Annotated in this window: 22 protein-coding genes; 10 read left to right on the top strand and 12 right to left on the bottom strand. The window is 65.9% G+C overall.

Annotation, left to right across the window (positions count from 1 at the left end; genetic code table 11):
- The first annotated feature begins 82 nt into the window (after positions 1–82).
- A complete protein-coding gene (locus JO391_RS09000) occupies positions 83–3442 on the top strand; it encodes a Hint domain-containing protein (RefSeq protein ID WP_220664207.1) in 3360 nt (1119 codons plus the stop codon).
- Here the strand turns inward: JO391_RS09000 and JO391_RS08995 are convergent.
- Both JO391_RS08995 and JO391_RS08990 read right to left on the bottom strand, forming a co-directional pair.
- On the bottom strand, positions 3412–4026 hold the full coding sequence (locus JO391_RS08995; RefSeq protein WP_220664206.1) for a nucleotidyltransferase family protein: 615 nt from the start codon (positions 4024–4026) through the stop codon (positions 3412–3414). The genes JO391_RS09000 and JO391_RS08995 overlap by 31 nt on opposite strands.
- A gap of 289 nt (positions 4027–4315) precedes the next feature.
- A complete protein-coding gene (locus JO391_RS08990) occupies positions 4316–6739 on the bottom strand; it encodes a GcvT family protein (RefSeq protein ID WP_220664205.1) in 2424 nt (807 codons plus the stop codon).
- Positions 6740–7251: 512 nt separating this feature from the next.
- Here JO391_RS08990 and JO391_RS08985 point away from each other — a divergent pair.
- Entirely contained in the window at positions 7252–8868 is a 1617-nt protein-coding gene (locus JO391_RS08985; RefSeq protein WP_220664204.1) for an ArnT family glycosyltransferase, read from the top strand.
- On the opposite strand, the gene JO391_RS08980 is transcribed toward JO391_RS08985, so the two are convergent.
- The 6 genes from JO391_RS08980 to JO391_RS08955 form a co-directional block, all read right to left on the bottom strand.
- Positions 8837–10141: a branched-chain amino acid ABC transporter permease gene (locus JO391_RS08980; protein ID WP_220664203.1), complete on the bottom strand. Its 1305-nt coding sequence runs from the start codon at positions 10139–10141 to the stop codon at positions 8837–8839. The two genes, JO391_RS08985 and JO391_RS08980, sit on opposite strands and share 32 nt — an antisense overlap.
- Positions 10138–11148 (bottom strand): branched-chain amino acid ABC transporter permease, encoded by a 1011-nt coding sequence (locus tag JO391_RS08975; RefSeq protein ID WP_220664202.1) that lies wholly within the window; start codon positions 11146–11148, stop codon positions 10138–10140. Before JO391_RS08975 ends, JO391_RS08980 begins: the two co-directional genes overlap by 4 nt.
- Before the next feature lie 3 nt (positions 11149–11151).
- Entirely contained in the window at positions 11152–11529 is a 378-nt protein-coding gene (locus tag JO391_RS08970; RefSeq protein WP_220664201.1) for a hypothetical protein, read from the bottom strand.
- Between the two features lie 3 nt (positions 11530–11532).
- Complete coding sequence (locus JO391_RS08965) at positions 11533–12246, bottom strand: ABC transporter ATP-binding protein (RefSeq protein WP_220664200.1); 714 nt, start codon at positions 12244–12246, stop codon at positions 11533–11535.
- Positions 12239–13030 carry an ABC transporter ATP-binding protein gene (locus tag JO391_RS08960; protein WP_220664199.1) on the bottom strand — a complete coding sequence of 264 codons (792 nt, stop codon included), beginning with the start codon at positions 13028–13030 and terminating at the stop codon, positions 12239–12241. Before JO391_RS08960 ends, JO391_RS08965 begins: the two co-directional genes overlap by 8 nt.
- A gap of 111 nt (positions 13031–13141) precedes the next feature.
- Positions 13142–14326 (bottom strand): ABC transporter substrate-binding protein, encoded by a 1185-nt coding sequence (locus JO391_RS08955; RefSeq protein WP_220664198.1) that lies wholly within the window; start codon positions 14324–14326, stop codon positions 13142–13144.
- Between the two features lie 163 nt (positions 14327–14489).
- On the opposite strand from JO391_RS08955, the gene JO391_RS08950 reads away from it, so the two are divergent.
- Entirely contained in the window at positions 14490–15599 is a 1110-nt protein-coding gene (locus JO391_RS08950; RefSeq protein ID WP_220664197.1) for a PQQ-dependent sugar dehydrogenase, read from the top strand.
- Here JO391_RS08950 and JO391_RS08945 read toward each other — a convergent pair.
- The 3 genes from JO391_RS08945 to JO391_RS08935 all read right to left on the bottom strand — a co-directional run bounded on the left by JO391_RS08945 (position 15596) and on the right by JO391_RS08935 (position 18815).
- Positions 15596–16318 (bottom strand): M15 family metallopeptidase, encoded by a 723-nt coding sequence (locus tag JO391_RS08945; protein ID WP_220664196.1) that lies wholly within the window; start codon positions 16316–16318, stop codon positions 15596–15598. The genes JO391_RS08950 and JO391_RS08945 overlap by 4 nt on opposite strands.
- Positions 16315–17643 carry a caspase family protein gene (locus tag JO391_RS08940; protein WP_220664195.1) on the bottom strand — a complete coding sequence of 443 codons (1329 nt, stop codon included), beginning with the start codon at positions 17641–17643 and terminating at the stop codon, positions 16315–16317. Before JO391_RS08940 ends, JO391_RS08945 begins: the two co-directional genes overlap by 4 nt.
- 146 nt (positions 17644–17789) lie before the next feature.
- Positions 17790–18815: a GlxA family transcriptional regulator gene (locus JO391_RS08935; protein ID WP_220664194.1), complete on the bottom strand. Its 1026-nt coding sequence runs from the start codon at positions 18813–18815 to the stop codon at positions 17790–17792.
- Between the two features lie 145 nt (positions 18816–18960).
- Here JO391_RS08935 and JO391_RS08930 point away from each other — a divergent pair, with 145 nt between their 5' ends.
- Both JO391_RS08930 and JO391_RS08925 read left to right on the top strand, forming a co-directional pair.
- Positions 18961–19536, top strand: a complete 576-nt coding sequence (locus tag JO391_RS08930) for a hypothetical protein (protein WP_220664193.1) — start codon at positions 18961–18963, stop codon at positions 19534–19536.
- A gap of 92 nt (positions 19537–19628) precedes the next feature.
- Complete coding sequence (locus JO391_RS08925; protein ID WP_220664192.1) at positions 19629–20999, top strand: class II 3-deoxy-7-phosphoheptulonate synthase; 1371 nt, start codon at positions 19629–19631, stop codon at positions 20997–20999.
- 49 nt (positions 21000–21048) lie between these two features.
- Here the strand turns inward: JO391_RS08925 and JO391_RS08920 are convergent, their stop codons facing one another.
- Positions 21049–21654 carry a PAS domain-containing protein gene (locus tag JO391_RS08920; protein WP_220664191.1) on the bottom strand — a complete coding sequence of 202 codons (606 nt, stop codon included), beginning with the start codon at positions 21652–21654 and terminating at the stop codon, positions 21049–21051.
- A 165-nt stretch (positions 21655–21819) separates the two neighbouring features.
- Between JO391_RS08920 and JO391_RS08915 the strand changes: the two genes are divergently transcribed.
- From JO391_RS08915 to JO391_RS08895, 5 genes are all read left to right on the top strand, one after another.
- Positions 21820–22713: a YicC/YloC family endoribonuclease gene (locus JO391_RS08915; RefSeq protein WP_220664190.1), complete on the top strand. Its 894-nt coding sequence runs from the start codon at positions 21820–21822 to the stop codon at positions 22711–22713.
- Between the two features lie 2 nt (positions 22714–22715).
- Positions 22716–23363 (top strand): guanylate kinase, encoded by a 648-nt coding sequence (gene gmk / locus JO391_RS08910; RefSeq protein ID WP_220664503.1) that lies wholly within the window; start codon positions 22716–22718, stop codon positions 23361–23363.
- On the top strand, positions 23360–23878 hold the full coding sequence (locus JO391_RS08905) for a gamma carbonic anhydrase family protein (RefSeq protein WP_220664189.1): 519 nt from the start codon (positions 23360–23362) through the stop codon (positions 23876–23878). Before gmk ends, JO391_RS08905 begins: the two co-directional genes overlap by 4 nt.
- A gap of 296 nt (positions 23879–24174) precedes the next feature.
- Positions 24175–25569, top strand: a complete 1395-nt coding sequence (locus tag JO391_RS08900; RefSeq protein WP_220664188.1) for an aspartate aminotransferase family protein — start codon at positions 24175–24177, stop codon at positions 25567–25569.
- 298 nt (positions 25570–25867) lie between these two features.
- Positions 25868–26659: a sulfite exporter TauE/SafE family protein gene (locus JO391_RS08895; RefSeq protein WP_220664187.1), complete on the top strand. Its 792-nt coding sequence runs from the start codon at positions 25868–25870 to the stop codon at positions 26657–26659.
- Positions 26660–26663 lie beyond the last annotated feature (4 nt).

Here is a 26663-nt window from a genome sequence, read left to right as displayed (position 1 = left end):
CCTTCGACCCGGCCCCGTGCCACGATTATGCCGCATTTCGGCTGTCCTGCTGCCCAAATCAGGCAATGGTCAGAAGCAGGAAATGCCGACCTATTCAGGCAACGGGTCCAGCAACACGCTGAACGGTTCGTCCGGCAATGACGTCTTCTACGGCGGCAATGGCGACGACACGATCAACGCCTATGGCGGCAACGACTTTGTCTACGCCGGTTCAGACGACGACAGCGTGCTGGCGGGCGATGGCCAGGACACTGTCTACGGCGGAAACGACAACGACACGCTGGACGGCGGCACCGGCAACGACAGGCTATTCGGCGACGACGGCAACGACAGCCTGCTGGGAGGCACGGGCACCGACACGCTGGACGGGGGCTCCGGCAATGACAGCCTGTACGGCGGCGAAGATGCGGACAGTCTGCTTGGAAGCTCGGGCACCGACCTGCTGTTCGGTGGAGCGGCCAACGACACACTTTCCGGCGGCACCGATGCCGACACCTTGTCCGGCGACGACGGAAACGACAGCCTGCTTGGCGACGACGGCAACGACAGCCTGATCGGCGGCCTTGGCAATGACACGCTGGATGGCGGCAACAACAACGACACGCTGGCCGGTGGCGATGGCGACGACAGCCTGATCGGTGGTTCGGGCGCCGATCTGCTTGATGGAGGTCTCGGAACCGACCGACTTTTCGGCGGGGATTCCGCGGATACGCTGTCTGGCAGCGACGGCACCGATTATCTGGATGGCGGGACCGGCACGGACTCCCTGTCCGGCGGCACCGGCAACGACACAATTTTCGGCGGCGCCGATGCTGATACCCTGTCCGGCGACGACGGGAACGACAGCCTGCTTGGCGACGACGGCAACGACAGCCTGGTCGGTGGCCTCGGCAACGACACGCTGGATGGTGGCAACAACAACGACTCGCTGGCCGGCGGTGATGGAGACGACAGCCTGATCGGTAACTCCGGTTCCGACCTGCTGGATGGCGGCACCGGAACCGATCGGCTCTTCGGTGGCGACTCCGCTGACACGATGTTCGGCGGCGACGGCACCGATTATCTGGATGGCGGGACCGGCACGGATTCCCTCTCCGGCGGCACCGGCAATGACACGCTGTATGGCGGCGGCGAGAACGACACGCTGTCCGGCGACGATGGCGACGACAGTGTCTTCGGCGACGACGGCAATGACACCCTGTTTGGCGGCTTTGGCAACGACACGCTGGATGGTGGCAGCGGGACGGATTCCCTTACCGGCGGCGATGGCAATGACGTCCTGACCGGCGGCTTCGGCAACGATACGCTTTGGGCCGGCGTGGGCGACGACAGCGTCTATGGCGGAAGCGACACTGACACGATCTATGGGGGCGACGGGCGCGATCTTCTGGATGGCGGATCGGCCAACGACCTGATCGACGGCGGCACCGGTATCGACACACTCTATGGTGGCGACAGTGCCGACACGCTTTACGGCGGTTCCGAAGACGACCTGATCGACGGAGGAACAGGTACGGATTCCGCCTTTGGCGGCGACGGCAATGATACCGTCCTGGGCGGCACCGACAACGATACGCTCTATGGCGATGCCGGCGACGACAGCCTTGATGGCGGCGATGGCGTGGATTCGCTCTATGGCGGCACAGGGCGGGACACGCTGGACGGCGGGTCGGGCAACGACCGTCTGTTCGGTGGCGACGACAACGACATCATCACCGCCGGTCTGGGCGTGGATACCGTCGACGGCGGCCTTGGCGACGACTCGATCTATGGCGGCGGCGACAGCGACTCCCTGGCCGGCGGCGATGGCAATGACCTGATCGACGGCGGCACCGGAAACGACACGATCGACGCCGGTACGGGCGATGACCGGGTATTTGGCGGCGATGGTACCGATCAGATTTTCGGCGGGGACGGGGCCGATTCCCTCGATGGGGGCGCCGGTCCCAATTCCCTGTATGGCGGCAACGACAACGATACGCTGGTTTCGGGCGCCTCGGGCGATCTGCTCTATGGCGGCGAGGACATGGACTATGTGGACTATTCCCAGTCCACTTCGGCCATCCGCATCGACCTCGCCACCTATGCGGTCAGCGGCGGGTATGCCGCTGGCGACACGTTGGCCGGCATTGATGGCGTCATCGGTTCCGCCTTCAACGACACCATCTACGGCTTCGACAATTCGGGTGTAACTGGCAACGACATCTACACCAACATACTCTATGGCGCGGCCGGCAACGACTACATCGACGCCCGCGGCAGCGACGACATCGTCTTTGGCGGCGCCGACAACGACACGGTTCTGGGTGGCGACGGCAACGACACCGTCTCAGGCGATTCCGGCAATGACAGCGTCTTTGGCGGTGCAGGGAATGACAGCCTGTCCGGGGGCGACGGCAACGACACGGTTGACGGCGGCGACGGCAATGACAGCGCCGATGGCGGCATCGGCAACGACAGTCTGTATGGCGGCATCGGCAACGACACCCTCTCGGGAGGCGATGGGCAAGACCGCCTGGAGGGCGGCACCGGGACGGACCGGCTGTTCGGCGGGGCAGGGGCCGACACGCTGTACGGCGGCGACGGCGACGACACGCTGTCCAGCGGCACGGGCGCCGACCTGGTCTATGGCGGCGGCGGGCGCGATACCTTCAGCTATGCCGACCGCACCGAAGCCTTCGGCGATACCGTCTTCGGAGACGAAACCGGCACCGACCTCGACACGATCGACCTGTCGAACGCCGGCCCGCTGCGCATCACCTACACGTCGGCCGATCAGGAGCATGGCTATGTCGAGTTCCTCGACAGCTCGGGCGCCGTGGTCGGGCGGCTGGATTTCCACAACATCGAGACGGTGGTGCCCTGCTTCACCCCCGGTACGCTGATCACCACACCCACGGGCGCGCGGGCGGTGGAGGCTCTGGCTCCGGGCGATCTGGTGCTGACACGCGATCATGGGCCCCAGCCCGTCCGCTGGATCGGCCAACGCGCCCTGTCTCTGGCCGATCTGATTGTCGCCGAACGCCTTCAACCCGTGCGCATCGCCGCCGGGGCGCTTGGCGGTGGCCTGCCCGAACGCGACCTTGTGGTGTCGCCCCAGCATCGCATCCTTGTCGAAGACGCCCGCGCCGAACTGTGCTTCGGCGATGCCGAGGTGCTGGTGGCGGCCCTTCACCTGGTGGGTCGGCCCGGTATCACCCGGATCCTGCCGCGCGGCGTGACCTACATCCACCTGATGTTCGACCGGCACGAGATCGTGTTGTCCGAAGGCGCATGGACCGAAAGCTTTCAGCCCGGCCCGCAATCCGTCGGCGGGCTGGCCGATGCCGCGCGGATCGAGCTGCTGGAACTGTTCCCCGATCTGGCCCGGACCGGCGCATGCCAGCCTCCGGCACGGCTCACGCTCAAGGCCTACGAGGCACGGGTCTTGATGTCGGCCTGAGTTGCCCGCCAGGCTTCCCAGTCCTCTGGCGTGTCCAGATCGGTCAGCGCACGGTTTGCCGGCAAAGGTACCAGGCGCACCAGGTCACCATGGCGCTGGATCAGCGCCCGTGCGCCTTCATCTCCCGACAGCGCCTCGATCTCGGGTCGCAGCCATCCGGGCAACAGAACCGGATGGCCCGGCCGCCCGTCTTGCGCGGCCCCCCGCAGGATCATGTCGGGCGCTTTTGCCGCGGTCGCCAGCACGGCCCGCAGGTCATCAGTCTGCAGGTCCGGCAAGTCAGCCAGCATCGTCAGGACCGGTCCCCCCCCGGGCAAGGCCGCGAAGCCGGCCTTCAGGCTTTCGGACATGCCTTCCCGCGCCAGTGGCACCGGCACGCGGTGCAGGTCCAGCCCCGCAAGCGCGACCTCCCGCTGCGGCCGGTCCGTGGCCAGGGCGATGCTCACGGGATGGCCGGTCGCCAGCGCGGTCTTTGCCACGCGGACAAGAAGCGGCTCGCCCGCGACATCCTCCAACAGCTTGTCGCGCCCGCCCATGCGCGACGAGGCTCCGGCAGCAAGGATCAGGATCGGGATCATTGTCATGGGGGTGAAGCCTAGCGCAGAGGACCACCATCGGCTTGCCCGAAATTAAGTCAGTAATATTGACCTTGCGGCCCGCCGTGGCATCCTCCTGTCAGGAGGTGCATCATGCGCGACGATCTTGTGAACGCCTTTAACGCCCGATCCAAAGCCCCGCCGCAACCTCGGTTCTCCCTTCATCGCCCGGTTGATGCAAATCCTGTCTGCTCCGTCGCCCGCGCCGGGTTCCACGGTCAGTGGGTCAGAACGACCGATGAAGCGAAAGCACCGGCCTAGGGCCGGCGCTTCCTTCTCAGCCCCGCATCCGGCCGCCGTCGTCCCATAGGGGGGCCAAGTGCACTTTCGCAGGCCGCCGCTCGCCCAGGATCTCGATCTCGCAGGCGAGGCCGTCCTGCACCCGGTCGGCCGGCAGGAAGCCCTGCGCCACCGACTTGCCGGTCCAGAAGCTGAACCCGCCCGAGGTGCACCAGCCCACCACCGCGCCGTCCAGCCAGATCGGCTCCCAGGCCACCACGTCGGCGTCCGAGGCATCGACCACAAAGGACACCAGCTTCCGTTTCGGCCCTGCGGCCTTTTCGGCTGTCGCGGCGGCCTTGCCGATCCATTCGGCCTCCTTGTTCCAGCGGATGAAACGGTCCAGGCCGGTTTCCATCGGCGTGTAATCAGGGCTGAACTCGCGGCCCCAGGACCCGAACCACTTGTCCAGCCGCAGCGACATCATGGCCCGCATCCCGAAGGGCCGCAGCCCCAGGTCCTTGCCGGCTTCCGAAAGCACGTTCCACAGGTGCCGCACCGACATGTGGTCGGTGAAGATCTCATAGCCCAGGTCCGCGGTGTAGCTGACGCGCTGCACGATGCAGTTGGCCATGCCGACGGTCATGTGCTTCACGTCCATGAACCTGAACGCTTCGGCCGACACGTCGCTTCGCGTCACCCGCGACAAGAGCTCGCGTGCCTTCGGCCCTGCGATCTGGAAGCCTGACCGCGCGTCCGAGATGTTCTCGACCCTGACATCCTGCCCCATGTTCTGTTCGAACCACCGCGAATGCCAGCCCTGCGCACCATAGCTGGCGGTCAGCTGGAACTCGATCTCGCTGAGGCAGGACACCGTGAAATCGCCGAAGATCTTGCCCGAATGGGCCAGCATGGGCGTCAGCGAAAGACGGCCCGGCTTCGGGATCGTCCCGGCCATGATCCGGTCCAGCCAGGCCCGCGCACCCTTGCCGGTCACGCGGTACTTGCCGAAGTTCTGCACCTCGTTGATGCCCACGCTCTCGCGCACCGCCAGCACCTCCTGGCGCGTCGCCTCCCACGCGTTCGACCTCTTGAAGGTCGGTGTCTCATAGCGCGGTTCGCCCGGCAGCGCGTGGTAGTTCACCACCTCCAGCCCGTATTGCTGGCCCCAGACCGCGTTCATCTCGTCGAACACCTGATACATCGGCGTCGTGCGGAAGGGGCGGGCGGCGGGACGTTCCTCGTTGGGATACGAGACGTTGAACCGCATCTGGTAGTTCTCGATCACCTTGGGCACGGTATAGCCGGGTGAGGTCCAGTTGCCGAAGCGCGCCACGTCGAACCCGCGGGGATCGCGCTCCACCTCGCCGTGGATCATCCATTGCGCCAGCGCCAACCCCATGCCGCCGCCCTGGCTGAAGCCCGCCATCACCGCGCAGGCGGACCAGTAGTTGCGCAGGCCCGGCACCGGGCCGATCAGCGGGTTGCCGTCGGGGGCAAAGGTGAAGGGCCCGTGGATCACCCGCTTCACGCCCGACCGCTCCAGAACCGGAATGCGCCGATACGCGAAGTTCACCGAATCCTCGATCTTGTCGAACTGCTCGTTCAACAGCTCGTGGCCGAAGTTCCAGGGCGTGCCGTCCACCGCCCAGGGCTCGCAGGGCTTTTCATAGAAGCCGATGCACAGGCCGCGGCCTTCCTGGCGCAGGTAGAACTCGCCGCCGGGGTCCATCACATGCGGGAACTCCTGGCCGCGGCCCAGGATTTCCAGGATTTCGGGGATGTCGTCGGTCACCAGGTATTGGTGCGCCATCGGCAGCAGCGGCAGGTAGATGCCCGCCATGGCGCCAACCTCGCGCGCCCAGAGGCCGCCTGCGTTCACCACATGCTCTGCGATGATCGTGCCCTTTTCGGTCACCACCTCCCAGCTTCCATCCGGGCGCGGGTTCGTCTCCAGCACCCGGTTGTGCAGAACGATTTCCGCCCCGCCCATGCGCGCGGCCTTGGCATAGGCATGGGTGGTGCCCGATGGGTCAAGGTGCCCGTCCAGCGGGTCGTAAAGCCCGCCGATGATGTTTTCCAGGTTCACCATGCCGTCGGTCAGGCGGCTGATTTCCTCTGGCGTCACCAGTTCGGTATCCAGTCCCATGTAGCGGTGCTTGGCACGTTCGGCCTTCAGCTGCTCGAACCGCGCCATGTTGTCGGCCAGCGTGATGCCGCCCACATGGTGCAGCCCGCAGGACATGCCTGTAATCGCCTCCAGCTCCTTGTAGAGCCGGATGGTATAGCCCTGAAGGGCGGCCATGTTGGTGTCGCCGTTGATGGTGTGGAACCCACCCGCGGCATGCCAGGTGGATCCGCTGGTCAGTTCGGACCTTTCGACCAGCATGACATCCGACCAGCCCAGCTTGGTAAGGTGGTACAGCACCGAACAACCGACGACACCGCCGCCGATGACGCAAACGCGGGTATGGGTTTTCATGGAGAACCTCGCAGGATTTGCCCAAACCTGTGCGCAAGCACGCCGTGCGGCCCGCGCGTTTACGACAAAGTTTGTCGCTCGTTGCGTGTCGATGCTCGGCATAGCCGTGGTTGTGATCTTCAGACGGTATGTTCACCGTTGGTTAAGGGTCTTGAGTGGCCCTGTTCGTGACATGAAGACTGGCGCCGCTCCGGCGGTTCTGCTCGTTTCTGGCTTACCGGCTCCGTCTTGCTCCGCTTGACACATTGCAGACGGTGAAGCGACAGCGCCGCCACTCCCGATGCAAGGGCTTCTTGGCCTCGCCGGCCCGGACCAACATGCGAACAGCGGGCCAGCAACCTGCTGCAAGCGGTACAGCCAGGGAAAGGGCTGAGGCGACAGCTTCAATTCGCACGGGAAGTCGTGCCGCAAGGGGGGCGGCTGTGCCCGCGATGGGTAAGCACCCGCTGATACAGCACCTGGAATGCATTGCTCACGTGGTCGCTGTGCGCTTGCCCCGCTAGGTTTGCCCCATGCACATGCCGTCCGATTCCCGCCCTTCCGCCCCCCCGGTGATCAGTTCCACCCCGTCCACCAGTCTTGCCATCGTCATCGCCGCGATGCTTCTGCTGCTGGCGATCCCGGCGCTCCGCCCTTTCCTTCCGGTGGACGAAACCCGCTATCTTTCCGTTGCGTGGGAGATGAGGCTTTCCGGCGATCCCTTTCATCTCACGATGAACGGCGCCCCCTACAGCCACAAGCCGCCGCTCCTGTTCTGGCTCATCAACCTGATCTGGTCCTTCACCGGCCCATCTGCCTATGCCGCGCGGCTGGTCGGGCCGCTGGCGGCCATCGCCGTCATCGGCCTGACCGGGCTTCTGGCCCACCGCATCGCCCCGGCCGACCGCGGCCTGCCGCTGGCCGCGATGGCCGTGCTGGCCGGCACGACGGGCTTTCTCCTCTACGGTGGCGCGACGATGTTCGATGCGCTGCTGACCATCTGGGTTCTGCTTGGCATCGGCGCCATCTGGCGCGTGGGCCAGGGGCAGCGCGGGGCGGGGCCCTGGCTGGTCCTTGGGCTCGCCTTCGGTTTCGGTGTCCTGACCAAGGGCCCCGTGATCTTCCTGCATCTGATCCCGGTGCTGCTGACCGTGCGCTTGTGGGGCGTAACACCGCCCACGCTGCGCGACGCGATCCGCGGTCTGGCGGTCGCCCTCGGCATCGGTCTGTTGTTGGTCGCCATCTGGCTTGTGCCGCTGGTGCTTGGGGCGGATGCCAGCTTCTTGCGGGAACTCCTTTGGGACCAATCCGCCGACCGCATGGCGGGCAACATGGGCCACGGTCGCCCGGTCTGGTATCTGGCCGCGGTGCTGCCGGCCCTGATCTTTCCCTTCGGTTGGTCCTTCGCCATCTGGCGCGGTATCCCCGCGGCCGTGCGTGCCGACGGGGCAGGGCGGATGCTGGCGATTTGGGCGGTCTCGGCCTTCGTGCTGTTCTCGCTGATCGGCGGCAAGCAGCTTCACTATCTGCTGCCCGAGCTGCCTGCCTTCGCCATCCTCGCCGGCCGTGCTTTGCCAGCCGGGCAGCGCTCGATCGTCTTAGCCTTCCTGCTACCCCTGATCTTCGCGCTGGTTGCCCTTGCGGCCAGTTTCGGTCTGGTCCCGGTCAAGGGCATGGAAGGCGCCATCGGCCCCCTCTGGGTGCTCCTGCTGGGAACGCTGGCCTTCCTCGCGCTTGCCGCCGCCGCCTTCCGCCTGCCGCTCCCCACGGGCCATGCCATTGCCGGCATCGGCACGGCTCTGGTCGCCACGCTGATCCTGTCGGCCTCGGGCATCGGCGACCGGCTCGATCCCACCCCCATGGGCGAGCGCCTCAAGTCCGCAGAGGCCGGGGGACTTGCCATCTGGAAGGGCGACTACCAGGCCGAGTTCAACTATGCCGGCCGTCTGACCGCGCCGCTTGCGGTCTTCACCGATCCGGCGCCCTTGGCAAGCTGGCTTGCCGCCCACCCGGAGGGCACGGTCATCGCCCCCATCCTCGCTCCGCCGGCCGATGTCGAACCGGCAAGCGTCCTTCCGTTCGAGGATCGGCTCTGGGGCTTCTGGCCAGCCCCCACGCTCATTTCTCCGGGATCAGCCCCCGCGGACTGAACCGCAGAACCAGAAGCAGCACGATCCCCATGGTCATGAACCGCATGTGCGCGGCCGATTCCAGCAGATGCGCCTTCAGCGCCCCGTCCGGCATCCCCGCCGTCACCGCGCCAATCAGCCACTGGCCCATCGGCTCGACCATGACCCACAGCCACCAGATCAGGAAACCGCCCAGAACCGAGCCCCAGTTGTTGCCCGATCCGCCCACGATCACCATGACCCAGACCAGGAAGGTGAACCGCAACGGGATATAGCTGTTGGGCGTCAGCTGCCCCTCCATCGAGGTCAGCATGGCCCCGGCCAGCCCAAGCGCCGCCGAGCCCAGGATGAAGATCTGCAGATGGCGCCGGGTCACGTCCTTGCCCATCGCCTCGGCCGAAACCTCGTTGTCGCGGATGGCGCGCATCATGCGGCCCCAGGGGCTCTTCAGCGCCATCTCCGACATCCAGATCAGCCCGGCCAGCACCAGGCCGAACAGCCCGATGTAGATCAGCTTCACGACGATGGACGAAGCGGTCGCCGGATCGAAACCCCAGTTCGCCACCCATCCCAGGAAGCCGGGGTCCTTCTGAAGCTCCACCTCATAGGGCACAGGCCAGGGCCGCGGCAGGTTGATGATGTTCTTCACCCCGCGCGCCAGCCAGTCTTCGTTGCGCATCACCGCGATGATGATCTCGGCAATGCCAAGCGTGGCAATGGCCAGGTAATCCGACCGCAGGCCAAGCGCCGTCTTGCCGATTGCCCATGCGGCGATGGCGGCAAACAGCGCCCCCACCGGCCAGGCCACCAGCGACGGCAAGCCAAAGCCGCCGATGTTGCCGGCCGTCGCCGGGTTGAAGGCTTCCACCGCCGTCACTGCCGGGTCGAAGACCCCGCGATACAGCACGAAGCCGCCCACCAGCAGCAGGGCCATCACCACGTTGCGCATCCGGCCCTTGGGCAACCGCCCCCAGGCGAAGATCGCCACGGCAATCGTCACCGCCCCGGTCAGCAGCCCCGCCAGCAGCCGCGGCCCGCCGGCGGCCCAGGCCTCAGGAATGGGGGCCGATGACATGATGACAACCGCCAACCCGCCGAGGGCCACAAAGCCCATGACGCCGGTGTTGAACAGCCCGGCATAGCCCCACTGCATGTTCACCCCCAAAGCCATGATCGACGAGATCAGCGCCATGGTCAGGATGTTCAGTGCCAGGTTCCAGCTCTGGTACATCCCCGTCAGCAGGAACAGCAGAGCGACCGCCGCGAACAGCAGGGGTGTGCGATAACGGGTCATACCGATTTCCCCTTGAAAAGCCCGGTCGGCATGAACAGCAGCACGATGATCAGGATCGCGAAGCTGACCGCCAGCTTGTAGTCGGTGGACATCAGCTGCACGAGCCCGTCAGGCGCCATGTCCGCCGGCACCAGGTAACCCAGGACCTTCTTCCAGGCATAGGTGACCATGATCTCCGAGAAGGCGATCAGGAACCCGCCAACGATGGCACCGATGGGCGATCCCAGCCCGCCCACGATGGCCGCCGCGAAGATCGGCAGCAGAAGCTGGAAATAGGTGAAGGGCTTGAAGCTCTTGTCCAGCCCGTACAGCACCCCAGCAATGGTGGCGAGCGTGGCAGCGATGATCCAGGTGATCTGAACCACCCTGTCCGGGTTGATGCCGGAAAGAAGCGCCAGATCCTCGTTGTCGGAATAGGCCCGCATCGACTTGCCAGCACGTGTCTTTTGCAGGAACCAGAACAGAAGGCCCACGCAGATCAGCGCCACCACCACGGTGATTGCCTGGGTGGACTTGATCGCCAGCCCTTCGGCCAGCCCCGTCGCTGCCTTGAAGTCCCCGGCCGAAATCAGGAACCGACCCCCATCTGCAAAGTTCTGCTCGCCAACGCCGATGATGAACCGCGTCAGCGCGTTCATGATGAACATCACGCCCATCGACACGATCACCAGGATCACCGGTGGCGCCTTGGTCCGGCGGTAATAGGCATAGACCATGCGGTCCGTACCCAGAACCAGAGCGCAGGTCACGACGATCCCGAAGGGCAGCGCCAGCAGCGCGGTGGGCAAGGGGCCGAAATGCCAGCCCATCGACTGGAACCACCAGGTGAACAGGATCGTGGCCATGGTCCCGAAGGCCATCGTGTCGCCATGCGCAAAGTTGGAAAAGCGCAGGATCGAATAGATCAGCGTCACGCCAAGCGCGCCAAGCGCCAGCTGCGCGCCATAGGCCACCGCCGGCACGAAGACGAAGTTGAGGAAGGCCACCAGGGCATTCAGAAAATCCATGGTTCAGCTCCTCGGCTTGCAGTTGCCGAACGTCGTCTCGACATTGGGGCCGTTCAGGTCCTGCTGCACGGTCATGGCAAAGCGCCCATCGACATAGATCGAAAGGATCACCGCCACACCGTCCTCCGAGACGGCGTTGAAATGCACGATCCCGCCCGTGGCCGAGCCAAGCGGCGACAACAGCACATCGGCGCCCGCATCCAGTGTGGCGCGGTAGCCCGCGCCTTCGGGATCAAGCTCCACTTCCACACCAAGCGCGTTGCAGTCGCCGCCCGCAATGCAAACCACATCTGCCTGACAGGTCAGGGCAGGGGGGGCAGCAAAGGCGGGCAAAGACGGCACGAGGGCAAGCACCAGCGGAAGGCCGAAAGGAACACGCATCGGTCAGCCTCCCAGGAAACTGCGGCGGACTTCCGGGTCCGCCAGCAGCGCCGCGCCGGTATCGGTGAAACGGTTGGCTCCCTGCACCAGCACATAGCCGCGGTCGGCAATTTCAAGCGCCTGCCGGGCATTCTGCTCGACCATGAGGATCGAGATGCCGGTCCGCGCCACCTCGATGATGCGGTCGAACAGCTCGTCCATCACGATGGGCGAAACGCCCGCCGTCGGCTCGTCCAGCATCAGCACTTTGGGCTGGGTCATCAGCGCGCGGCCCACGGCCACCTGCTGGCGCTGCCCGCCCGACAACTCGCCGGCGGGCTGGCGTCTCTTCTGTTTCAGGATCGGGAACAGGTCATAGACCTGCTCCATCGTGCCCTTGATGTCGTCCTTCCGCAGGAAGGCGCCCATCTCCAGGTTCTCCTCGACGGTCATCGAGGTGAAGATGTTGTGCGTCTGCGGTACGAAGCCCATGCCCTTTGCCACGCGGGCCTGGGGCGACAGGGCGGTGATGTCCTCGCCCGCCAGCCTCACATGGCCCTTGCGCAGCTTCAGCATCCCGAAGACCGCCTTCATCGCCGTGGACTTGCCTGCGCCGTTCGGCCCCACGATCACCGCGATCTGGCCGGGGTCCACCGCCAGAGTGCAGCCATGCAGGATGTCCGCGCCGCTGCCATAGCCGCCGGTCATGCCTTCGCCGATCAGGAAGGGTTCAGCCATGCGCGGCCTCCTCCTTGATCTTGTTCTTCAGGCCGCGGCCCAGATAGGCCTCGATCACCCGCTCGTCGTTCTTGACCTCGTCCACCGTGCCTTCCGCCAGCACCTTGCCTTCGGCCATGCAGATCACCGGGTTGCACAGGCGGGCGATGAAATCCATGTCGTGCTCGATCACGCAGAAGGTGTAACCGCGTTCCTTGTTCAGCCGCACGATGGCATCGCCGATGGTGTTCAGAAGCGTCCGGTTCACCCCGGCGCCCACCTCGTCCAGAAAGACGATCTTGGCATCCACCATCATCGTCCTGCCCAGTTCCAGAAGCTTCTTCTGCCCGCCCGAAATCTGGCTGGCCTTCTGGTCGGCCAGGTGGCTGATGGTCAGGAACTCCAGCACCTCGTCGGCCTTGGCCCGCAGCGCCCGCTCCTCCGCCGCCACCTTGCCGCGGCGGAACCATGCGTTCCACAGCGTCTCGCCCGACTGGCGCGGCGGCACCATCATCAGATTCTCGCGCACCGTCATCGACCCGAATTCATGCGCGATCTGGAAGGTGCGCAAAAGGCCCTTGCCGAACAACTCGTGCGGGGGAAGGCCCGTGATGTCCTCGCCGTCCATGGCCACCCGGCCCGAGGTCGGCGGCAGGCGTCCAGCGATGACGTTGAAGAGCGTGGTCTTGCCCGCGCCGTTTGGCCCGATCAGGCCGGTGATCGTTCCGGTGCCGATCGTCAGGCTCGCGCCATCAACGGCCCGGAAACCGCCGAAATGGCGGTGCAGGTCTTCGACTACGATCATCCGTCTCCCCATGCCTGCCGCGTTCCGGTTTCCCGCCGGGCAGGCTTTCCTTGTGGCAACGGCCCGGGCTTTGCCCCGGGCCGTTCCTGTCTGTCAAGTCTCAGGCCAGGATCACTTCCAGCCGACCGTGGCGTTCTTGCCGTCCTGCACTTCGATCAGGCGATAGCGCCCGGCGCTTTCGCCCGGCCCGATCAGGGTCACGGCGGTCGCGCCTTCATAGTCGATGGGCTGGCCGGCCGCGATCAGCTCCAGCGCCTTGGCCAGGTCGCCGGGATAGATCTTCTCGCCCGGGCCGTTCGCCAGTTCCATTACCTTGTCCTTGTAGACCTTCGGGTCCGTGGACTTGGCCGCCTGCATCGCCAAGAGGATCAGCGCGGCGGCGTCATAGGATTCCGGCGAATAGGCCGAGGTCCCGTCGAAGCCGCCGGCCTTCATCATTTCCTCGAACTTGGCCGCACCGGCCGAATCCGAACCCGCGATCTGGCCCCAGGACCCGTTCAGCCCCGGCCCGATGGCGGTGGGCAGCGAGTCGCCGATCATGCCGCCCGGCAGACCGAAGGTCGAGAAGGCGCCGGTGTCCAGCGAGGCCTGGATGATGCCCTTGCCGCCCTGGTCCAGATAGCCCGCGACAACTAGGATGTCGCCGCCCGCCGCCGCCAGCGCCGCCACTTCCGAGGAGTAGTCGGCCTTGCCGTCGTCATGCGCGGCGTTGATCGTCACCGTGCCGCCCTTGGCGATGAAGGCATTGGCGATCGATTCCGCCAGGCCCTTGCCGTAGTCGTTGTTGGTGTAGGTCAGGGCGATCGACTTGATGCCCTTCTCGGTCAGCGTCTCGGCCATCACTTCGCCTTCGCGCGCATCCGACGGCGCGGTGCGGAAGAACAGGCCGTCGTCTTCGGCCGTGGTCAGCGCCGGGCTGGTGGCCGAGGGCGAGATCATGACCATGCCGTTCGGGCGCGCCACGTTCTGCAGCACCGCACCGGTCACGCCCGAGCAGTCGCCGCCGACGATGCCCTGCACCTTGTCGGCCGTCACGAGGCGTTCCGCCGCCGCCGTGCCCGCCGCGGCGTCGCCGCAGGTCGAGTCGCCGCGCACCGAGACGACCGTCGAGCCGTCCAGGAACTTGCCGGAATCCGAGACTTCCTTCATCGCCATTTCCGAGGCCGCAGCCATCGCCGGCGTCAGCGATTCAATCGGGCCGGTGAAGCCGATCAGAACGCCAATCTTGACCTCTTCGGCCGAAGCGGCACCGGCGCACAGCGCCACGGCGGCCGAGGCCATGAGCAGTTTCTTCATTCTTGTCTCCCATGTTGGATCGAAATCCTGAAGCGACCCTAGAGTGCGCCTTTGCAAAAGGGAAGCGGGGAACCGCCCACCTATCGCGCCTCGCTCGCGCAGCTGTCATTGGCCCTGTCCGGCGGCCTTCCTATCTGTGGCGAAGACGCGAAAGGACCTCCGCATGAAACCCGCCCCGATCCTCGCCCTCGCAGCCCTGCTCGCCTCGCCCGCCGCCGCCGAGGGCATCATCCCGTCCAGCGCCGGCTCGCTCGCCGTGACGCCCGTCCTCACCGGCCTGAACGAACCCTGGGGCATGGCCTTCCTGCCTGACGGCAGCGTCCTTGTCACCGAACGCGACGGACGCCTTCTTCTCTCGCGCGATGGCGCCGCGGCCGAGGTCGGGGGGCTTCCCGAGGTCTTCGCCGAAGGGCAGGGCGGCCTGCTCGATGTTCTGGTGCCACGCGACTTCGCGGACAGCCGCCGCGTCTGGCTCAGCTTCGCCAATCCTGTCGAGGGTGGAGCGGCCACCGCCACCGGCTTCGGCCGCCTGTCCGACGATGGCACCCGGATCGAAGGCTTCCGCACCGTCTTCACCGGCGATCCCATGCCCGGCGGCCGCCATTTCGGCGCGCGCCTCGTTGAAATGCCGGATGGCACCGTCGCGCTGACCACCGGCGACCGGGGCACCGGGCCGATGGGCCTGCAGGCGCAGGATCCGCAGCGCGCCGAGGGCAAGGTGATCCTGCTCACCGGCGAGGGGGCGCCCGCCGTCACCCGCCCGGATGCGCGGCCCGGCGTCTTCAGCCTGGGCCACCGCAACATTCAGGGCGCCACGCTGGATCTCCAGGGTCAGCTCTGGGTCGTGGAACATGGCGCCAGAGGCGGGGACGAGCTGAACCGCATCGAAGAGGGGCGCAACTACGGCTGGCCCGTCATCAGCTACGGCGTGAACTACAACGGCGACACCATCGGCAACGGTTCCGCTCAGGACGGCATGGAACAGCCGGTCCACTACTGGGACCCCTCCATCGCGCCCTCGGGCCTCCTGGTCTATTCCGGCAAGCTGATCCCCGGCTGGAAAGGCGACATCCTGTTCGGCAGTCTGAACAGCGATTTCCTGGGCCGGCTCGACCCCGACACCCCCGCCGCCACCGGCTTCGCCGAAGAACGCCTGTCCTCGGACGAAACCCAACGCGTCCGCGACGTGACCGAGGCGCCGGACGGCTCGATCTGGTTCCTTTCCGTGGGGCAGGGCGCGCTTTACCGCCTCGCCCCCGGCACCTCGGGCTAGCGCAGCGGAAAATCCATCGCCGCCCCGGCCTCTGGCCCGGTCAGCCGGAAATGCCACCATTCGGCGGCATATCCGGCAAAGCCTTCCGCCTCCATCGCTGCGGCCAGTCGCGCCCGATGCGCCCGCGCCGCTGCCGACACCGCGGCATCCGCGGCCGAACGCGGCGAAAAGCAGTCGAAGGCCGTGCCCATGTCCAGCATGGACTCCCTGGGCCGCTCGGCAAAGGGGGCATCGCACCGGGCGACGCCGGCCGTCTCGGGCCGCGAGACCGGCGCATCGGCCCGGTCCAGCCCCACATCCACCGCCAGCCCAACCGAATGCGACGACCGCCGCGCGATGTAGCCCTCGGCCACCAGCGCGCCACGGGCAACGTCGGGGTGGAAGTACACCTCGTCCCGTGGGTCATCCGCCGCAACCCAGTCCATGAACGCCGCAACCGCCCGTGCGGGCCGATAGCAATCGAACACGGTCAGGCGGAACCCGTCGGCCCGCAGCCGCGCCTCCACCCGCGTCAGTGCGACTGCCGCCTCGCGCCGCAGCACGCAGACCGGCGCCCCGTATCCCGGCACCGGCGCTCCGGTGAAGTTGAAGGCGCGGGCATAGCGGATGTCCTGAACAATCCCCGGCGCCACTTCGTCCAGCCGCACCCAGCCGTCCGGCATGTCCTCTGCAATGGCCGGCGACGACAGGCTCAACGCCAGAGCCAGCGCCGCCCTCATTCCCGCTCCAGGCCGTTCTTCGACACCCAGCCCTGCTGGCCCATGAAGCTGACAAGGCACCAGTCGTACTTCCCCCCGCCCGGATCGGGCGGCAGACAGGTCTCCATGGGTAGGCTGCCTGTGCCAGCGGGAATACGGAACAGGATCGAATGCATCGTGCCGGGGCCCGACCGCGCGTTCACATAGCCGTCCGACACGCCGGCCTTCACCGCCCAGGTCTCGATGCCATAGTCCTTCGGATTGACCAGCATCTGCTTTGCCAGATCGGACAGCTTCTGCTTCTGGTCCGATGGCTCTGGCGCCTCTACCGACGCCGCCGCCCCCTCCAGCCGCTCGGCCTCGGCCAGGGCCGCATGGCTCAAGGGCGCGCAGGCCGCATGGCTCTCGGCAAAGCCGCGCAACGCCACCGCGTTGCTTAGGGCCAGCACGGGCCCCCAGTCGGCCGCCGCCGCCGCACAGGCCTGCGCATTGCCCGCCACCACGGGTGCCGCCGTTTCGGCCCCGTCCAGCGCCACTGCCCCCCGCGACAGGGAAGCCGGCGCCAGCACATAATCTCCGGTCAACTCGTCGTAATAGGCCGGGCGCTGCTTGTGGTTCACCGTGGCCGCCCGCGCCTCGACCTCGCCCCGCGCCAGCCGTGCCACTTCGGGCAGGGTCAGGTCATCCCGCGCCAAAAGCGGCAACAGCGTGCGCGTAAAGACCGAATTCGGGTCGCCGTCGCCCTGCCCAAGCGAATCCAGTGCCGATTGCCCGGCCCCGGCCGAAAACAGGATGAACGACCCCTCCGGCGCCGCAATCGGCGCCAGCCCGCGCGCCGATCCCGCCGAGCGGGTGCCTTCGCGCGGGAAGGGATTGTCACGGCAGGCGTCAAGGATCAGCACCGTCACCGCCGCGCCGCGCTCCTTGAACGTGTACAGCACATCATCCGCCGCCACGCTTTCGGCGGTCAGAAAGGATTCGTCCCCCGGCCTGGCCGCCGGCGCATCGGCAGGCAGCAGATAATTGCGCCCCGCCACCTCGACCCCGTGCCCGGCAAAGTAGAACAGCGCCTCGTCTCCGGGCCCGATGCGCCCCGCCATGTCCGAGATGCCCCTGGTCATCGCCCGCCGACCGGCGTCGGTCAGCAGCGTGACCTCGAAACCCAGCCCCTCCAGCGTCGCGGCGACCGACTGCGCGTCGCTGCGCGCCTTCTTCAGGACCGGCAGGCTCTCATAGCTGTCGTTGCCGACCACCAGCGCATGGCGCTCGGCAAAGGCCGGCAGCGCGGCGGCCACGGCAAGGAGGATGGCCAGCAGAAAGGCCGTCAGATCGGGAACGCGCTTCATAGCCCGAGACTAGCGGCGCTCACCCGCCTTACGCAAGGGAAACGACGGGCGGCAAGCGGCGGCCAATTCCTAACGCCAAGTTAAGACGCGTCCGCAAGGCATTGATTTCATTAAGCCTGACAAAGCGTCCGAGCTCGGACGCCCGGTCAGATCGACAGCCGCACGCCAGTCCCCGGCGCCCCGGTGCCCTGCGTCCCCCGCTCGCGGTAGGGGGTGGTGTTGTAATGGGCCCGGTAGCACTTCGAAAAATGCGACGGGCTGGCAAAGCCACAGGCCAGCGCCACGTTGATGACGCTCATGTCGGTCTGCATCAAAAGGTTGCGCGCCTTCTGCAGCCGCAGCTCCATGTAGTACCTCTTGGGCGAGCGGTTCAGGTAGCGCCGGAACAGCCGCTCCAGCTGCCGCGTGGACATGCCCACCAACTCGGCCAGCTCCGCAGGCGACATCGGATCCTCGATGTTGCCCTCCATCATCTGGATCACCTGGCTCAGCTTCGGATGCCTGACCCCGATCCGCGTCGGGATCGACAGCCGCTGCGTGTCCTGATCGGTGCGGATGGTGGAATAGATCAGCTGGTCGGCCACCGAATTGGCGACATCCTCGCCGTGGTCCGCCGCGATCACCTTCAGCATCAGGTCCAGCGAAGAGGTGCCGCCCGCCGTGGTCCACCGGTTGCCGTCCATCACGAAGACCGATTTCGTCAGCTTCACATCCTCGAACTCCTCAAGGAACCCGTCCTGGTTCTCCCAGTGGATGGTGGCCTTCTTGCCGTCCAGAAGGCCCGCCTTGGCAATGGCGTAGGCGCCGGTGCACAGCCCGCCGATGGTCACGCCCCGCCGCGCCTCGCGCCGCAGCCAGTTCAGAACGCCCCGCGTCGTCGCCTTCTGCACATCCATACCGCCGCAGACCAGCAGCACGTCGTCCCGGTCGATTTCGTCGAGGCCCAGATCCAGCTTGAACGCCGCGCCATTAGAGCAGATCGCCACATCCCCGCCTTCTCCGGCCAGCTTCCAGCGATAGACCTCGCGGCCGACCATCCGATTGGCGATCCGCAGGGGTTCGATCGCGCTGGCAAAGGCCAGCATCGTGAAGCGATCCAGAAGCAGGAACACGAACCGCCTTGCGGCGGCCGGCTGGGCCAGCGAGGTGGCCTTGCGAGGGGGGGCAGACATCTTGCGACCTGTGCGTGTCGTATCCGGGCCATCAGTACAGGAAAGCCGGCGACCCGCAAGGGCCGGACCGCAACGAGGCCGGTCGCTTCACAACGCCGTCACAGATGCATGTCACGAGGCTTCATCTGCACGTCGCGGGGTAAGCATGGCGCGCCACGGGTTCCGCCTGTTCAAGTGGACGGTTTATGGCCTTCTGGCCTTGAATGTGTGGCTTTTCCTAAGAACCGAGGAAACGCTGACGGCCTTCATCGACAGTGCTGCTTGGGTGGCACTTCTGGCCGTGATGGAATGGGAAAGCACCTCGCTGGAGAAGCCCTACGACAGCCGCTTCGAAAAGCGCATCATTGGCTTGGTCTCGGTGACTGCCTACGGCATCATCATTTATGCCTGGTATGGCTACTTTCGCGAGGAGGACTGGGTCGATTTCATCAATGCTTCGGCCTGGCTCATGGTCTGCGCGCTCCTGTCCTGGCAGATCTGGATGCCGGGAGAATATGAAGGCCGCGAACATGCGGTGATCAAAGCTGCAAAGTTTGCGACCTATCTTGTCATCGTTGCCTGTGCCCTCTGGTGGACCATTGATGCGGAGAACCCTCTGGACGCCATTGATGCCTGGCTGTGGCTCGTGTGCTTTGCCGTGATTGAACTCAACGTCTTCGGTTTCGAAGCGCGACAGGCCGGAGAGCAACAGGATGCGGCCGAACTCGCAGCGCAGGAATGATCCCACCCGCCGGTGGGTCCGAGCGCCTTGGGGCTTTCCAAGCCTGACTCAATTCCTTATAGCCCTCGCACCTGAACGGAGGGAGGGTACCCATGACCAAGGGCTGGACGAAATCGGACTGGCGCGCCAAGCCGCGCATCCAGATGCCGGATTATCCCGACTCCGCGGCCCTCCTGGCGACCGAGGCTCAGCTTGCCAAGTATCCACCACTTGTGTTTGCCGGCGAAGCCCGCCGCCTGAAGAAGCAGCTGGCCGAGGCCGCGGAAGGCCGCGCCTTCCTCCTGCAGGGGGGCGACTGTGCCGAAAGCTTCGCGGAATTCTCGGCCGACAACATCCGTGACACGTTCCGCGTGATGCTGCAGATGGCGGTCGTGCTGACCTATGGTGCCAAGGTTCCAGTCATCAAGGTCGGGCGCATGGCCGGCCAGTTCGCCAAGCCCCGGTCGGCGCCGACCGAGGTGATCGACGGCGTCGAGTATCCCTCTTACAGGGGCGACATCATCAATGGCTTTGACGCCACGGTAGAGGCCCGTCGCCCCGATCCGGCCCGGATGCTTCAGGCCTATACCCAGGCCGCGGCCTCGCTGAACCTTCTGCGTGCCTTCTCCTCGGGCGGCTTCGCCGATATCCACCGCGTCCATTCCTGGACGCTTGGCTTCGCTGAACATGACAAGGCCGAACGCTACCGCGAACTGTCGAACCGCATCTCCGATGCGCTCGACTTCATGAACGCGGCAGGCGTGAACTCCGACACCGCCCACACGCTGCAGACTGTCGACTTCTACACCAGCCATGAGGCACTGCTGCTGGAGTACGAAGAAGCTCTCTGCCGCATCGACAGCCTCACCGGCCAGCCGGTCGCGGGTTCGGGCCACATGATCTGGATTGGCGACCGCACCCGCCAGCCCGACGGCGCCCATGTCGAGTTCTGCCGCGGCGTGCTGAACCCCATCGGCCTGAAATGCGGGCCGACCACCACCGCCGAAGACCTGAAGGTGCTGATGTCCAAGCTGAACCCGCAGAACGAAGCGGGCCGGCTCACGCTCATCGCCCGCTTTGGAGCAGGCAAAGTGGCCGAAAACCTGCCGCGGCTCATCAAGGCCGTGCGCGAGGAAGGCGCCAACGTCGTCTGGTCCTGCGACCCCATGCACGGCAATACGATCAAGTCTTCGAGCGGCTACAAGACCCGGCCGTTCAACTCGGTCCTGTCCGAGGTGCGCGAGTTCTTCGCGGTCCACAAGGCCGAGGGCACGATCCCCGGCGGTGTACATTTCGAGATGACGGGCAAGGACGTGACAGAATGCACCGGTGGCCTGCGTGCCGTGTCGGATGAGGATCTGTCCGACCGGTATCACACCGCCTGCGACCCGCGTCTGAACGCCAGCCAGTCGCTTGAATTGGCTTTCCTTGTGGCTGAAGAACTCACCAGCCTGCGCGAAGGTGCCCGCCGCGTCGCTCTCTGACCGGCCGGGACAGCGAACCAGGGGCGGTGCCGTCAGGCGCTGCCTCTTTTCATTCGTTCTTCACCAAACGAAGGTGCGCCCGACCCGGTGCCGCCCGCCACGGCCGGTGCGCCTCGGCAAAGGCCGGCGCCGGCGCCACGACCGGCGCCTTCAGCCGTTCATGTACTGCGCGGCCGAGATCAAGCCGCCGCGGCGCGCGACCTGTATCGCTCGGAAGACAGATCGCCCCCAAGGCCACATCGACAGCGCCCTCCGAACCGGTCAACGGCAGCACCACCATCCGTGCGCGCAGCGCCGGCCGGCCCCAGCCTCCTTCGCCCTCCACCCGCGCATCCAGGATCGCCGGCGCAGCAAAGACGGGCTCCAATGCCGCCGCCAGCCTCATCCGCGACTCGGGCAGGAACAGCGCCGACAAGGGCATCCCGCGCAGTTCCATTCCCAGAAGATCACACAGAGCAGACCCCGCCAGCCGCAGCCGCGCCAGCCCCGGCGCGATCCGCTCGGCCAGAAAACAGCGGTCCAGCGCCCCGGCCATGCCCCGTGGGTCAATCCGGTCCCGCGCCGGCAGGCTACCGTCCACCCGCAGCGCCTCCCAATAGCCGCGCAGTTCCGCCAGCCCGCGCTCGCTGCCCTCCTGACCGCCGAAGAATACCATGACCGTCCTCCCTTATGGGCTCCGGTTGTGGCGCACGCACCGCTTTGCTATGCCGCGACACAAGGGCAGACCCCTGCCATCCCATGAACAGCCTACGCCCCTTGGTCGGAGAAATCCCTCGGATTTTAGACAAAGGGTAAACGCCAGCCGGCGGAAAGGGACGCGATGATCACTTCGATGACGGGCTTCGCCAGCCAGCGCGGCCAGGGAGCCGGCTACGACTGGACATGGGACCTGCGCTCGGTCAACGGCAAGGGGCTTGAACTGCGCCTGCGCGTACCCGACTGGATCGAAGGGCTGGAACCGGCCATCCGCACCGAGCTGACGAAAGCTGCCTCCCGTGGATCTGTAAGCCTGACGCTCAAGGTCGCGCGCGAGGCTGGCGGGGCCGAAGCGGCCACACTGAACACTGCCGTGCTTTCCGCCGCCATTTCCGCTTTGGCCGAGGTCGAACAGGCCGCCATGTCCGCGGGCCTGACCCTTGCCCCGTCCACTCCGGCCGACCTTCTGTCGCTTCGCGGCGTACTCGACACCGCGCCTGCGGACGAAGACACAACGCCGCTGCGTGCCGCGATCCTGGCCGACCTGCCCGCGCTCCTGTTTGCCTTCAACGCCATGCGCGCCGCCGAAGGCCGCGCGCTCGATGGCATCATCACCGCCCAACTCGACCGCATCGCCGCCCTGGTGGAGGATGCCACCGCCGCCGCCGGCGACCGCCGCATCCGCGCCGAAGCCACCCTGCGCGACGGGCTCGACCGCCTGCGCGGCGCGGTGGACAGCTTCGACGAACAGCGCGTCGCCCAGGAACTTGCCCTTCTCGCCGTGAAGGCCGATGTCGCGGAAGAACTCGACCGCCTCACCGCCCATGTCGCCGCTGCCCGCGCGCTGCTGAAAGACAAGGGACCGGTCGGCCGCAAGCTCGATTTCCTCATGCAGGAATTCATGCGCGAGGCGAACACGCTTTGCTCCAAGGCGGGCGATCTCGCGCTTACCCGCATCGGGCTCGACCTCAAGACGGTGATCGACCAGATGCGCGAACAGGTCCAGAACGTGGAATGACCATGACACATGGACAGCCCCGGCGCGGCCTTCTCCTGATCCTGTCCTCGCCCTCGGGCGCCGGCAAATCCACCATGGCGCGGATGCTGATGGCCTGGGACCCGACCATTCGGTTCTCGGTCTCGGCCACCACACGCAAACCGCGCCCCGGCGAGGTTCACGGCCAGCACTACTGGTTCCACGACCATGACAGCTTCCGCGCGCTGGTCGCCTCGGGCGGGATGCTGGAACATGCCGAGGTGTTCGGAAACTTCTACGGCAGTCCGCGCGCCCCGGTCGAACAGGCCATGTCCGAAGGCCGCGACACGCTGTTCGATGTGGATTGGCAGGGCGGCCAGCAGATCCGCAACTCCGCGCTCGGCAAGGACGCGGTCTCGGTCTTCATTCTTCCCCCCTCCATCGCCGAGCTGGAAAACCGCCTGAAGGGCCGCGCGCAGGACAGCGCCGAGGTGATCGCCGGCCGCATGGCAAAAAGTCGCGACGAAATCAGCCACTGGGCAGAGTATGATTATGTCCTCGTCAACCGCGAGGTGGACGAGACCTTCGCCGACCTCAAGGCCATCGTCACCGCTGAACGCCTGCGGCGCGACCGCCAGCCCGGCCTCAACGATTTCGTGCGGGACCTGAACACGGAGTTCGAAGCCAGATGATCTATGCGCTCGACGGCATCGCGCCGGAGGTCGACCCCACAGCCTGGGTTGCCCCCGGCAGTCACATCATCGGTCGCGTGATCCTTCAGGCCGAGGTCGGAGTCTGGTTCAACGTCACCATGCGGGGCGACAACGAACTCATCACCATCGGCCGCGGCTCGAACGTGCAGGAAAACTGCGTGCTGCACACCGACATGGGCTATCCGCTGACCGTGGGCGCCGATTGCACCATCGGCCACAAGGCCATGCTGCACGGCTGCACCATCGGTGACGGCACGCTGATCGGCATGGGCGCGACAATCCTGAACGGCGCGAAGATCGGAAAGGGCTGCCTCATCGGAGCCTGTGCCCTCATCACCGAGGGCAAGGAAATCCCGGACGGCGCGCTCGTCATGGGCGCCCCTGGCAAGGTGGTTCGCGTTCTGGATGCCGAGGCGCAGGCCAGGCTTCTGAAGAGTGCCGAAGGCTACCGCGCCAACGCCCGCCGCTTCCGCGATGGCATGAAGCTGGTTTGAGGCGGCCGGACAGCAAGGAGTCTACGCAGGCGTCCTTCCAGAAGCATTGCCATGAAGGAGCGCAATGCTCCAAGCGAGATGCACAAGTTGCGGGGTCTTGCTTCCGGCACTTGGGCCGTAGTTTCGGCGCCCCCGTACCTCATTAGGTCGTGTTTAGTCTGACATCACCCAGCTGGGGCCTCTCGGATTCAAGAAATTTGATCAAATTTCTTGAATGGAGCCGCGTTTGATCATATCCTTGCCGCATCGAGTCGCGCCCTGGGGGTGTGCTCACACCCTTCCTTCCGAGGTTCGCCATGAACATGATCACCAACCATATGCCGACCGAAGAGCTGCAGGCTCTGGACGCCGCGCATCACATGCACCCGTTCACTGATGCGAACGGTCTGGCGAAGAAGGGCGCGCGGATCATCACTCAGGGCAAGGGCGTCTGGCTGACCGACTCGCGCGGCGAGAAGATCATCGACGGCATGGCGGGCCTGTGGTGCGTGAACATCGGCTATGGCCGGCCCGAGCTGGCCGAGGTCGCGGCGCGCCAGATGAATGAACTGGCCTATTACAACACCTTCTTCCAGACGAGCCACGTTCCCGCCATTGCGCTGGCGGCAAAGCTGGCGGAACTCGCGCCGGGCGACCTGAACCACGTGTTCTTCGCCGGTTCGGGGTCGGAAGCCAATGACACGAATATCCGCCTCGTCCGCCGGTACTGGCAAGTCAAGGACATGCCCGAAAAGCGCGTGATCATTGCACGGACCAATGGCTATCATGGCTCGACCATGGGCGGCGGCTCGCTCGGCGGCATGTCCCCGATCCATGCGCATGGCGGCAAGATCGACGGCATCGTCCACATCGGCCAGCCCGACTGGTGGAGCGAGGGCGGCGACATGACGCCCGAGGAATTCGGATTGATGCGCGCCCGGGAGCTGGAAGAGAAGATCCTGGAACTGGGCGTCGACAAGGTCGCGGCCTTCATCGGTGAGCCGATCCAAGGTGCCGGCGGCGTGATCATACCGCCCTCGACCTACTGGCCGGAAATCCAGCGCATCGTCGACAAGTATGGCATCCTGTTGATCGCCGACGAAGTGATCACCGGTTTCGGTCGCACCGGCAACTGGTTCGGCAGCCAGACCTTCGGCATCCGCCCACATATCATGACGATCGCCAAAGGTCTGTCCTCTGGCTACCAGCCCATTGGCGGCTCGATCATCTCGGACGAAGTGTTCAACGTGGTCGCCGAAGGGGGTGAACTCTATCACGGCTACACCTATTCGGGTCACCCGGTGGCGGCTGCGGTGGCACTGGAGAACCTGCGCATCATCGAGGAAGAGGGGATCATCGACCACGTCCGCAACGTGGCGCATCCCTACCTGAAGGAGCGTTGGGACGCGCTGACCGACCATCCGCTGGTGGGCGAGGCCAAGCTGGTGGGCCTGATGGGCTCTATCGCGCTGACGCCCAACAAGGCCACCCGCGCCAAGTTCGCCTCGGAAGCCGGCACCGTGGGCTTCCGCTGCCGGGAGCGCTGCTTCGCCAACAACCTGATCATGCGCCATGTCGGCGACCGGATGATCATTGCCCCGCCGCTGGTCATCAAGCCGGAAGAGATCGACATCCTGATCACGCGCGCGCGCAAGTCGCTGGACGAATGCTATGCCGGTCTGAAAGAAGACGGACTGCTGAAATCGGCCTGATCTGTCCGGCCTGATCTGTCCGGCCTGACCGCAACGCGAACGCGCCTGCATGCGACCTGAAGCCCTCAGCCGGGGCAGGGGGTCCAGGCGGGCGCGTCTTGCTTCCGGAATCGGCCTTGCGTGCCCTGGTTCAACGCCCGACTGGCCGCGGTGCGGACGGGCAACGACGCAGGCGCGCGGAAACTGACCGATTGATCGGCAGAGAACCGGCATCTCTTCGCGCAAGTAGAGACAGAACAACATAGTCGTTGACTCACGCAGCCGTGGCGGCATCTTCTGCGCGAAATCACGACAAGGATTGCCGATCATTTCTCCATTCGATCCGCTGTATTCGCTGTCCGGCCTGGCCGTCGGAACCATCGTGGGCCTGACAGGCGTGGGCGGCGGGTCGCTGATGACGCCTTTGCTGGTGCTGCTGTTCGGCGTGCATCCGGCGACCGCGGTCGGGACCGACCTGTTGTATGCCGCCGCCACGAAATCGGTGGGAACATTCGTGCACGGCAAGTCCGACACGGTCTCCTGGCCCATCGTCGGGCGCCTGGCCGCAGGATCGGTGCCGGCGGCAATCCTGACACTTCTGGGGATGAACGCGCTCGGGCTGGAAAGCGGCAAGGTCTCGTCCACCATCCCCTTTGTCCTGGGCATCGCGCTCTTGCTGACTTCGGTGACGCTGGTATTCCGCAGCCAGATCGCCTCGTTCGCACACCGCCACAGCGGCGGGGGCAGTCGGGGCCGGACCTTGTTCCTGACCGTGTTCACGGGCGCCGTCCTTGGCTTCCTTGTCTCGGTTTCCTCGGTCGGGGCAGGGGCCCTGGGCGTGACGGCCTTGATCCTGCTATACCCTCAGCAGCCCACGGTGCGCATCGTCGGGTCGGACATCGCACATGCGGTGCCGTTGACGCTTCTGGCGGGGCTCGGCCACTGGATGATGGGTTCGGTAGATTGGATGATGCTGGGCTCGCTGCTTGTCGGGTCGATCCCAGGCATCGTGATCGGCAGCCTGCTGGCGCCGCGCCTGCCCGATATCGTGCTGCGCACGTCTTTGGCCGTGGTCCTGGTCCTTGTTGGGACCAAGCTGGTGCTGTCCTGACAGG

This window comes from Neotabrizicola shimadae (assembly GCF_019623905.1).
In the GTDB taxonomy this organism is placed as follows: domain Bacteria; phylum Pseudomonadota; class Alphaproteobacteria; order Rhodobacterales; family Rhodobacteraceae; genus Neotabrizicola; species Neotabrizicola shimadae.
The sequence above is the reverse complement of the archived record's forward strand: the minus strand, read 5'-3'. Positions and strand labels throughout refer to the sequence as shown.